Origin of the sequence: Butyrivibrio sp. (genome assembly GCF_017940685.1) — a bacterium.
Classification (GTDB): domain Bacteria; phylum Bacillota; class Clostridia; order Lachnospirales; family Lachnospiraceae; genus Butyrivibrio.
The window spans coordinates 1-10647 of sequence record NZ_JAGAYD010000150.1 but is presented as its reverse complement, the minus strand read 5'-3'; the positions used below and the strand labels follow the sequence as shown (position 1 = coordinate 10647).

At 44.0% G+C, this 10647-nt stretch carries 12 protein-coding genes; 3 read left to right on the top strand and 9 right to left on the bottom strand.

The genetic code is table 11. From position 1 onward, the window contains the following. Positions 1-829: carbohydrate ABC transporter permease (locus J6I68_RS09740; protein ID WP_292219992.1), on the top strand; the 829-nt coding region annotated here is incomplete at its 5' end. After that, positions 829-1698, top strand: coding sequence for a carbohydrate ABC transporter permease (locus J6I68_RS09735; RefSeq protein ID WP_292219991.1), 870 nt, complete (start codon positions 829-831; stop codon positions 1696-1698). The genes J6I68_RS09740 and J6I68_RS09735, both read left to right, overlap by 1 nt. Before the next feature lie 89 nt (positions 1699-1787). Here J6I68_RS09735 and J6I68_RS09730 read toward each other — a convergent pair whose 3' ends face one another. From J6I68_RS09730 to J6I68_RS09700, 7 genes are all read right to left on the bottom strand, one after another. Further along, positions 1788-2474 (bottom strand): hypothetical protein, encoded by a 687-nt coding sequence (locus J6I68_RS09730; RefSeq protein WP_292219990.1) that lies wholly within the window; start codon positions 2472-2474, stop codon positions 1788-1790. A 78-nt stretch (positions 2475-2552) separates the two neighbouring features. Continuing rightward, on the bottom strand, positions 2553-3344 hold the full coding sequence (locus tag J6I68_RS09725) for a class B sortase (RefSeq protein ID WP_292219989.1): 792 nt from the start codon (positions 3342-3344) through the stop codon (positions 2553-2555). Positions 3345-3348: 4 nt separating this feature from the next. Further along, positions 3349-4410 carry an LCP family protein gene (locus J6I68_RS09720; protein ID WP_292219988.1) on the bottom strand — a complete coding sequence of 354 codons (1062 nt, stop codon included), beginning with the start codon at positions 4408-4410 and terminating at the stop codon, positions 3349-3351. A gap of 9 nt (positions 4411-4419) precedes the next feature. After that, complete coding sequence (locus J6I68_RS09715; protein WP_292219987.1) at positions 4420-4950, bottom strand: hypothetical protein; 531 nt, start codon at positions 4948-4950, stop codon at positions 4420-4422. Between the two features lie 12 nt (positions 4951-4962). Beyond that, positions 4963-5796 (bottom strand): polysaccharide biosynthesis tyrosine autokinase, encoded by an 834-nt coding sequence (locus J6I68_RS09710; RefSeq protein WP_292219986.1) that lies wholly within the window; start codon positions 5794-5796, stop codon positions 4963-4965. A gap of 9 nt (positions 5797-5805) precedes the next feature. Beyond that, positions 5806-6537, bottom strand: coding sequence for a YveK family protein (locus J6I68_RS09705; protein ID WP_292219985.1), 732 nt, complete (start codon positions 6535-6537; stop codon positions 5806-5808). 43 nt (positions 6538-6580) lie between these two features. Further along, positions 6581-7306: a CpsB/CapC family capsule biosynthesis tyrosine phosphatase gene (locus tag J6I68_RS09700; protein ID WP_292219984.1), complete on the bottom strand. Its 726-nt coding sequence runs from the start codon at positions 7304-7306 to the stop codon at positions 6581-6583. Between the two features lie 120 nt (positions 7307-7426). On the opposite strand from J6I68_RS09700, the gene J6I68_RS09695 reads away from it, so the two are divergent. After that, positions 7427-7609, top strand: coding sequence for a DUF4250 domain-containing protein (locus J6I68_RS09695; protein ID WP_292219983.1), 183 nt, complete (start codon positions 7427-7429; stop codon positions 7607-7609). 18 nt (positions 7610-7627) lie between these two features. On the opposite strand, the gene J6I68_RS09690 is transcribed toward J6I68_RS09695, so the two are convergent. Then, positions 7628-8260 carry a flavin reductase family protein gene (locus tag J6I68_RS09690; protein ID WP_292219982.1) on the bottom strand — a complete coding sequence of 211 codons (633 nt, stop codon included), beginning with the start codon at positions 8258-8260 and terminating at the stop codon, positions 7628-7630. A 62-nt stretch (positions 8261-8322) separates the two neighbouring features. Beyond that, complete coding sequence (gene htpG / locus J6I68_RS09685) at positions 8323-10422, bottom strand: molecular chaperone HtpG (RefSeq protein WP_292219981.1); 2100 nt, start codon at positions 10420-10422, stop codon at positions 8323-8325. Positions 10423-10647 lie beyond the last annotated feature (225 nt).

The following is a 10647-nucleotide window of genomic DNA, read 5'->3' as shown; positions in this document are numbered from 1 at the left end:
GCTACTTTTTGCATTTGCGGTAACAGTAATCATTCCGCTTATCCTTGGTATTGGATATTCCTTTACAGACTGGAACGGAATCAAGCTTACAGGATTTGTTGGTCTAGCCAACTATGCAAGAATGTTCAAGCAGCCATCTTTCCTTTGGTCAATACTTCTTACATTCCTGTTCGTTGTATTTAACATGATCCTTGTTAACCTGGTAGCTTTTTTGCTTGCTCTTCTTTGCACCTCAAGGATCAAGGGTCTTGGATTTTTCAGAGCTTCTTACTTCCTTCCAAACCTTATTGGAGGAATCGTTCTTGGTTACATCTGGCAGTTCATTTTCAGTAACGTTGTGACCAAATTTACTGGAACATACTCAATGCTTTCGGACACAAAGACAGCTTTCATTGCAGTCATCATCGTATATATCTGGCAGTACGCAGGTTATATCATGCTCATCTACATAACCGGTCTTAACACAATTCCCGGAGACGTACTTGAGGCTTCTGCCATCGACGGAGCAAGCCCCACACAGACTCTTTTCAACATCAAGATTCCAATGATTGCTCCTACTATTACAATATGTACATTCCTTACACTTACATCTGCATTCAAGCAGTTCGATGTAAACCTTGCTCTTACAAATGGTAAGGGCTCCATCGATTTCCTTGGCAACTACATTGCCAACGGTACTGAGATGCTGGCACTTAACATCTACACCACAGCTGTTGTTAATAACGACTACGCTCTTGGCCAGGCTAAAGCGGTTCTGTTCTTTATCATCCTGGCTGCAGTATCTATCATGCAGGTACGTATTTCTAATAAGAAGGAGGTGGAACTGTAATGCATACAAAAGAAAAAACATCATCCGTAGTAGTAAGAATGATAATAGCTGTCATCGTTGCAGCATATGTTTTGTTCCCATTTATCCTTCTTCTTATCAACTCAGGAAAGGTAACAGCAGACATCACATCCAATCCTGTAAGCTTATCTGGAGCTAGCTTTTCTCAGATGCTTACCAATATAAATGCTGTTATCAATGATCCAAACTTCATGTTCTGGACATCCTTTGGAAGTAGCGCACTTATAACAGTTATATCACTGGTACTGCTCTCCCTGTTCGGAGCAATGGCAGCCTGGGTTATCTGCCGTAACAAGACAGTCTGGTCAGCAGTTATCTACTTTACATTTATTGCTTCCATGATCATTCCTTTCCAGGTAGTTATGCTTCCACTTATTTCTACCTTCAGAGATGTAGGAAAGTTCATCGGAATCCAGATGCTTCAGTCATTCCCAGGACTTATCTTTGCTTATCTTGGATTTGGCGGAGCAATGACAGTGTTCATCTTAAATGGTTTCATCAAAGGCGTTCCTTACACACTGGAAGAAGCCGCAGCCATCGATGGATGTTCACCAGAGCAGACATTTTTCCAGATCATCTTCCCGCTTCTTACACCTGTTATTACAACAGTTACAATCCTTAACGGTATGTGGATCTGGAACGACTACCTTCTTCCTTCAATGATGCTTGGACAGAACGGTAAGGTAATGACTATTCCAATCGCCATCCAGAAGTTCGTTGGATCTTACGTAAAGAGCTGGGACAGAATTCTTCCAGCAGCGCTCCTTGCTATTATTCCTATGATCATCATATTCCTGATCGCCCAGAGACAGATCATGGAAGGAATGATCGAAGGAGCAGTGAAGGGCTAACTTCAATATCTTTCATACATACATTTATTTAAAAAGGCCCCTGCCGGATCGACCACCGGCAAGGGCCTTTGAATTTCTTATTATCTATATCATCCAGTAATGGAAGCAAGTACTGGAACTCTGACGAATGCAATGTCGCCATGTCTTGTCATGTTAACAACTACATGATCATGACGGATCTCAACAACTGGAAGCTGAACCCAGGTACCATTCTGATTCTGGTATACAGCAATGTTATCGCCATTCTGTACTCCGCCTACATAGAAGTTAACCTTCGCTGTCTTAAAGCCAACACCAGGAGAACTTGTTGAAATGCAGGAAACTAAAGATCCACCAACCTTGCCTGCAAGAGTGCTTGCAGAGGAAATAACAGATGAGCTTGGAGCTGCGATAGTAAAGGTCACATTACTTCTGCCACCATTGATCTCAATCTTACCACCCTGATAGGTTACTGTTCCGCCAAAGTTTACGTAGTTTGAATTGCTTGGAGTTGAAGCTGTTGGTGTCTGTTTGCTTCCACCACCGCCGCTGCTATGGCTCCCTTTTGCATTGACTGCTCTTGTGAGTGCAGCAATAGCATCTCTAAGCTCCTGAGTCTCTTTTTCGTTGTCAGTACTCATCTTTTCTATTTTATCAATGAGATCCTGAACCTGTCTGCTAATGGATCCCTGATCACCACCAGTTGTAGTCGCAGGAGTAGACTCTGCTGCAAAAACACACAAAGATGAAGAGATCAACATTACCATACTAAGAGTAAGTGCCAGTATTCTTTTCATTTCAGCGCCTCCATTATCTTCTTTTTTTAAATAAGTTTTAGACTACTTATATGATACCAGATTTAAAAATCTGGTGGATCACCAATCTGATTCAGGATCTGAATAATCCATTTCGCGATCGATCGTGCCACTTGCATCTCCAACAAGACACCCTACAACAACAGTCTGCCTGCTGGGATCATCCCTGTTTTGAGTGCTCAATGTAATAATAAAATTCTCAGGTGTTACTGCATGTTCCCATCCATCCCTGACAAGCTTGTTCATACTCTTTTCATCATATATCTCATCAAGGAAATTCTGACAACCAGAGGCGTATGTAAAATCATAGAGCTCTAAAAGCCTTGTGTTGCTCCTGGGAAAAGCAGCAAATATATAGTACGCAAGCGCATTATCCTCAGTGAAAACATATATCAGTTTATGCTCTTCAAAATACTTCCTGTCGAGGAAGTTCTGAAGATCCGCAAACATCGTGCCATCACCCGGCGAAGAGCCATGGAGCACTTCATTGAAGTCGCACATATTGGTAAGGTTTGCGCTCTCAGTGTAGATAGCCCCTTTAGGGTCCTCCTCTTTTAAAGCATTGTGGGTAATGTAAAAAGAATCATCCCCGTCAAGGCTTTGGCATACCGGATAGTCGATCCTTGTTCCAGGAACGCTGATCCAGGCAAATATATCGCCGTTTTCACTCTTAAGTTTAGCAAAGTCTACACGAGGGCTCTCTGAATCTGTCTCTTCGTTAGCAGGTTCTTGTGAAACATCGCTCTTATCTGAAGCAGCGCATCCGGTCAGAAAAGTCAGTATGCAAAAAAGCACAAGAATCCCTTTAAGTGCATTCTTATCTATGTAGTTATATCGACATAACTTTCCCATTTATTTAGTCCACATAGTCAACTTTCTCATAAAAAGTATCTATTATAGTCTGATATAACGCATCTTCATCTACTATAAATTCGTCAAAGTCACCGTTTTTCCTTGTGGTTCCTTCCACCATGATAATATCTGAAGAATCAAAACTATATCCGGTAATATATGGTGCAAGATAACTAACCTCATCCACCGAGATGTTGGTTACCATCACTTCGTTTACAGATTTAAAAAGATCTACAGCAAACCCAGGGTCTTCTGCGCTCTTTTCCCTTACTGCTTCAATAAAGCCATTTATATACTGTCTTTGTCTCTCAAGCCTTGCATCATTGGAAGCATAGACATGAACATCCCTGCTCCTTACAAAATTGTAGGCATGTTCTCCCTCAAGATGCACCTTTGCGCCCTCTTTCAGCGTCTTGTCCCACTTGGTGAGATCCTCAGGAACAACAACATCTACTCCTCCGACCATATCGTTGATCTCGGGTATCGCGCTCATATTAACTGCCACGTAGCCGTGAATAGGAAGCTGATAAAACATGTTTGAAACAGCCTTTACCTGATAGTTACAGCTGCTCTCCATGCCATCTCCAAAGCCGTGCTGCAGGGAAATCTGAGCTACAACGGTTGTCTGATATCTTCCATATTCGTCATAAACATCCACGTCAGCCATGGCATTTCTATTGATGCCAACTACTTTTATCTCGTTTTTATGAGGATCCAGGACCAGCAAAAACAATGCATCAGCCTGGCCACCATCTATCTCATCAATAACCGGAGTTACTACCTTGTCATCCTTGTCGATTCCCATAATGAGAAAAGTAGTAATATCCTCGTTATAATCGTACACTTCGCCATTATATCTGACCCAGTCTGACTGCCAGGTTGTGGCAGAACTGCTCTCCACAGGCACATAATCATCCTGCGCCATCATGGGTGTACTGGTAGCGGATTTAGCGCTAAGATTCGATTTCCCAAACATCCTCACCATCTCAAATCCCACAAGCCCAAGGACTATAAGCGTCATGAGACTTGCCCAGATAATGAGGAAAACGCTTCCCTTTCCCCGCATATTATCTCCTTAGTTACCTGTTGTATTAGTCTGCGCCTCTGCTGTGCTGGTTTCAGAAGCTGCGGCGCCTTCACTGCTAGCGCCCTCGCCCTCAGCACCAGGAAACAGCGATGGTACTTCCGCGCCGTTCTCGCCATTCATGGCGCCTGTCATATCTGGAAACATGCCATTCTCCATGGTGTCTGAAGAATCGCCGTTATTATCGATATCTGCTATGTCAGCGGGAAAAACTCTTGACTGCTTGGTCACATTACCTGAAAGATCTGCTACAGCATAATATACAACAGCAGTTTCTTTTTCCCTGTTAAGAACTACCTTCTCTACAACAATCCTGCGGGTAAGATCCCCGTCCTTGGAATCAAAAGCCGCAACCCCTGCCTTTAAGTCGTTATCAGTGGTTTCTGAATCATAGATCATATCCACTGAAGAAAAGCGAAACTCCGGGGCAATGCGGTCACTTCTGCCGTAGGCTACAACGATCAGAAAGATCAAAACACCGCTCAGTATTGAAAAGAATATTCCAAGAATATTACCTCTCATCAGTCTCTCCCATTAGTCCTTCCTTGTGACGCCTGCCAGATAATTAAGCTCATCCAGGTCATCATCATCAGGTTCTATATCTGCTACGGTGCTAGTTGACCTTGGAGACGATGGAATGTCAGCACCGTCTTCGCCATTTCCGTAGTATTTTCCATAATATTTGCCGTAATACTTGCCATAATAGCTGCCATAATGGCCATAATAGCCCTTACCGGAGATGTCTACCTTATTAAGGACAACCCCCAGCATCTTGGCGCCGGCTTTATCAAGCTGATCCTTTACCCTCTGGGCAAAGCGGTAGCTTATGGCGTTACTTTCTATAACCATAACTGTACCATCACACTGCTTGGCAACAACCGCTGCGTCGATAACGCTTCCAAGAGGCGGCGTATCAATGATGACATAGTCAAAAACCTGTTTCATGTTCTCAAGAACTTTTCCAAATATCCTGCCGCCTAAAAGCTCACTGGGGTTAGGTGGCACAGGTCCTGCAAATACCACATAAAGGTTTGGCGTGTCAGTTTCGCAGATAACGCTGGAGAGACGCTCTCTTCCTACGAGGCAGTGGGTGAGGCCAAGCCTTACAGAGCCTGTTCTGTATCTGCCCACAAGTACCGACTTACGCATATCCGCGTCCACAAGAACAGTCTTTTTTCCTGCCTCTGCAAAAGCCCTTGCAAGAGCCATGGCAACTGTTGTCTTACCTTCACCCGGAGTACAGCTGGTGACGGAAATAACCCTGACGTTCTGTCCCGAGAACTCGATGTTGCTTCGAAGGGTCTTATATGCTTCTTTTATCTGATAGTTGTTTTCAGCTTGGCTGAAATGGAGTTTCGCGCTCTGCATGTGATCTCCTTACTTCTTTTTCTTATCAGACTTCTTGGATTTCTTTTTATCAGTATCTTCAGTAGTTAAAGGAACCAGAGCCAGCGTGCTAAGGCCAAGGTACCTCTCTACATCGTCATTGCTCTTTATAGTGTCATCGAGAAGGTATCCCAGGATAACAAAGAACGCGATGACAACCGCCCCAAGGAAACCTGAAATAACTGTCCATCTTGCAACGGAAGGTCCCGCCTTCTGGGTTGGAACGTTGGCTGTCTCCGCAACGTTGATGGCATCGATATCCATAACGTTGGTGATGTGTTCACTGGCAACTTCTCTGATACAGTTGGCAATCTGCATTGCCATTAAAGGGTCCTCATCCCTTGCAGTGATCGCAACGATACGAGTATCAGAAGGGGTGTCCACCTTAAGTACATCTGAAAGGTCCTCGTAGTCCATGTCCACAAGGTTAAGTCTCTGGATAACCTCCTCAAGAACGTACCTGCTCTTAATGAGCTCAGCGTAGTCCTGGGTCAGCTGCGTTGAAATCTGCACGTCAGAATAGGTGACCGTCTGGTTTTCCTCTTTATTCAGAATATAGATCTTGGTGGTTGAGTCATACACCGGATGGAGTACGAACTTGCTGACAAACAGTCCAGCCAGGGCAAAAAAGATACCGGCGCTGATGATAAGAAACGCCCGTCCTAAAAGTACTGCAAAAAGTTCCCCAAGATTAATTTCAATGATGTCGTCCCTATTTCCCATAGGTTGCTCCCGTTACTAGTGTCAGCCTTGTTCTTCCAAGGCTCTATATCTGTTCATTGCGAATGACATTTGCTGCATTAAGGAAAAAGAGCCTGTCAGCATAGTCACTTCCAAATTTTCTCTCTACATATCTCCTGCAGTCAGAAAGCTTAGGTGCTCTCTTTTTTGCATCGTGGGCATCTGATGCCACAAAGTGCACCAGTTCATCCTTTAATATCTTCTTGCAAAAATGCCCTATTCCAAAGCCGTAGTCTCCCATAATACTGGAGGCATTGACCTGAATATAGCACCCAAGGCTTGTAAGGTCTGAAACCCTTGCAGGGTGTGATACTATGTCGCTGTATCTCTCAACGTGGGCAATTATAGGAATGTACCCTGCCCCCTGAACCCTGTAGGCCGCATTTTGTATGGACTTCCAGGTAGCTGTTGGATGAAACTCCACAAGTACGTAGTCAGACCCAGCCAGGGAACATATCTGGCCGTTTATCAGCTCATCCATGGTCTCATCGCTATAATATATCTCATTTCCGGAAAAGAGCTTTACCTTGATGTCTTCTGCACTGGCAGCCTCTTTTAGTTTTTTCCTATAGGCTACGTTGTGCTCCGGACTTACGTTGTGGTGCATAGGTTTGTGGTGCGGCGTAAGTATCATGTGAGTGATGCCTTCTTTTTCAGCAATCCTTAGCATCTCAAGACTGCTTGCCATATCAGGGGAACCATCGTCCACCCCAGGCATCACATGGCAATGTATATCTATCGTAGGCTGCATAGTGCTCCCTTTTGAATACAAAATTACATAATGATTATACACCAAAAAATGTACTATTCCAACATCGTGTGGTATTATACAAGAAAAATACCATATCTTGAAAAATAGGGAGGAAAAAGAATGCTTCCACAGGATCCTGCCATGCTGCTAAGCTACATAAACACACAGCTTAGGGACAACTATGATAGCCTTGATGCCCTGACAGACGGGCTTGATATTTCTAAAGAAGAGAAAAATGCTATTATAGATAAACTTACAGCTATTGGGTATGTATATAACGCAGAGAGTAACCAGTTCAAGTAAAAAAGATGAGGCAGCGCCTCATCTTTTCTTTTTCTTGCCACTTGATTGTTTCTTTCCGTCAGATGGTTTCTTACCTGCCTTTTTGGCAGGTTTTTTTGCCACGCTGTAGCCGAACTTACCAAGCTTTTTCCCAAGCTCAAAGTACTCGCCATGGGAGTAGGCCACAAGGTCTGTTGCTCCAAGATCAAAGCGTCCCTTGTCATCCATGTATTTATCGTCAACTGTGACGCACAGTACATCTGCAATTATCATGTCGTGGCTTCCAAGCTCCAGGATCTTATTAACCCTGCACTCAATGTTTACAGGGCTCTCAGCAATTCCGGGGCATGAAACCTTACTTGATTCCTGTGGTGTAAGATGCATCTCTTTAAACTTATCATAGTCACGACCACTTCTTACGCCGCACCAGTCTGCGGCCTTCACCAGGTCTTTTCCCACAAGATTAACTACAAACTCACCTGTATCCTTGATGATTCCATGGGAAAAGCGCTCTTTCCTGACAGATATTGAGAGCATAGGCGGGTTGGTGCATACATTTCCTGCCCAGGCCACAGTTATGATATTGGGAGTCTCTCCTTCTCTGCCGCAGCTCACCATGACAGCTGGCAGGGGATATAGCATATTTCCTGGCTTCCACTCTTGTTTTGACATAGATCTTCCTTTCAAAAAAGGGGCCGGAAAACCGGCCCCTTCAGTTAACCTATTACATTATATCACTTTGCAAGCACCATCATGATCTCGTTGCTGCGGGCGATGAATTTGCTCATTGCCTCGCCTTCAAGAGGTGCATTCTGGATGCGGGCAAGATCATAGAGCTGCTCTGCGATCATCTTGGAGTTGTCTCCATCCTTGTGCTCCATAATATACTCAACAAGAGGATGATTTGCATTAAGGATAAGAGTCTGACCTTCGCTTCCGAAGTCTCCCATGCTCATTCCATTCATGGCATACATCTTCATCATCTCTGCCATACGTCTTGATTCCTCAGAAACTGTCAGCATTGAAGCAACCTTCTTGTCCTTGAGCTTTTCGAGCTTAACGGTGAGCTTGTCGTTCTTAAGAGCCTTCTTTATCATCTCAGAAAGTTCTTTTCCCTTCTCCTCAAGCTCAGCAGCTGCCTTCTTGGAAGTCTTACTCTTAAATGTATCTGTAAGGTCAGCATCAATTCTTGCGAAACGGATGCCCTCATTCTTGCGCTCAAGCTGCTCCATGAAAGGTACATCGATGTTGTGGTTCATGATGAAGGCTTCCATCTTCTGGGCCTTGAACATCTTGATGTACTGGCTCTGCTGCTGTTCGTCTGTTACGTAGTAGATTGTGCGTGGTTCCTTGTCCTTGGCATCATCAGCCTTAGCTGCATCGCCTTCAGTTTTCTGATCCACTGCCTTATTGTCACCATCTACAACCTCAGCCTCTACTTTATTGCCATTCTCATCTACAGCATCAGCCTTGGCAGCTTCCTCTTCAGCTTCCTTATTGATCTGAAGAGCCTCAGGTGTTGTGAGATACTTGCCATCAAGGTTCTTAAAGAGGATGAAGTCTGTCATCTTCTCGCAGAACTTGTCATCTTTAAGGCAGCCATACTTAATGAATGGGCTGATGTCATCCCAGTACTTGTCATAGTTTTCTTTATCTGTCTTGCAAAGACCTGCAAGCTTCTCTGCAACCTTCTTACTGATGTACTCTGAAATCTTCTTAACAAAACCGTCGTTCTGAAGGGCTGATCTTGAAACGTTAAGAGGAAGATCAGGGCAGTCGATAACGCCCTTAAGAAGCATCAGATACTCAGGAATAACTTCCTTGATGTTGTCCGCAATAAATACCTGGTTGTTGTAAAGCTTGATGGTTCCCTCAATTGACTCAAACTCCATGTTGATCTTAGGGAAGTACAGGATACCCTTTAAGTTGAAAGGATAATCCATGTTGAGGTGGATCCAGAAAAGTGGCTCCTTGTAGTCTCTGAAGACCTTTCTGTAGAACTCCTTGTACTCCTCATCTGTGCAGTCCTTAGGAGTCTTAGCCCAAAGAGGATGAATATCGTTAAGAAGCTGAGGACGTCTCTTGATCTTGTACTGAAGCTCTGGCTCCTTGTCCTCGCCCTCTTTCTTATCAGGCTTAACTTCCTCGATAACTGTATCTGAATCAAGCTTCTCGCTTGCCTTGATAGTCTCTGTACCCTCTTCGTTCTCTCTTGAAAGGTAGATCTCATAAGGCATGAATGAGCAGTACTTCTCAATTACTTCTCTGGCCTTGTACTCGTTGCAGAACTCAAGGCAGTCCTCTGAAAGGTGAAGAGTTACTGTTGTACCAACCTCTGCCTTGGTGCCATCCTCCATCTCGAAGTCTGAGCCGCCATCACAGGTCCAGTGAACAGCTGTACCGCCCTTATATGAAAGAGTATCGATATCAACTGAATCAGATACCATGAATGTTGAGTAGAAACCAAGTCCGAAGTGACCAATAATCTGGTCTGCGTTAGCCTTGTCCTTGTACTTGTTAAGGAAGTCAGTAGCACCTGAAAAAGCCACCTGGTTGATGTACTCCTCAACCTCCTCAGCTGTCATACCAATACCATTATCAGTGATCTTGATAGTCTTGTCCTTGTCATTTAAAACAACATCTACGCGGGGCTTAAAACCATCTGGAAGCTGGTATTCGCCCATCATGTCCATCTTCTTAAGCTTGGTGATAGCATCGCATGCATTTGAAATTACTTCTCTGTAAAAAATATCATGGTCCGAATAAAGCCATTTCTTAATGATCGGAAACATGTTCTCGCTATTGATTGAAAGATTACCCTTTTTTGAAGCCATAATTCTCACTCCTTTTTTAAAACATATAGTCAGGCCTACACTTAAGCCCAAAAATAAGTTTAAGTCCCCTCATTCCAAAAGTCAACAAAAATTTAGCACTCACCATAACAGAGTGCTAACAACAAGACACGGAGACGGTTTGCTGCGACAGGGGTGGACCATGGGGACGGGGTTTGTGGTACATGGGTAGTCATCCCAATGACCCACTAACCCCGTCCCCATGGT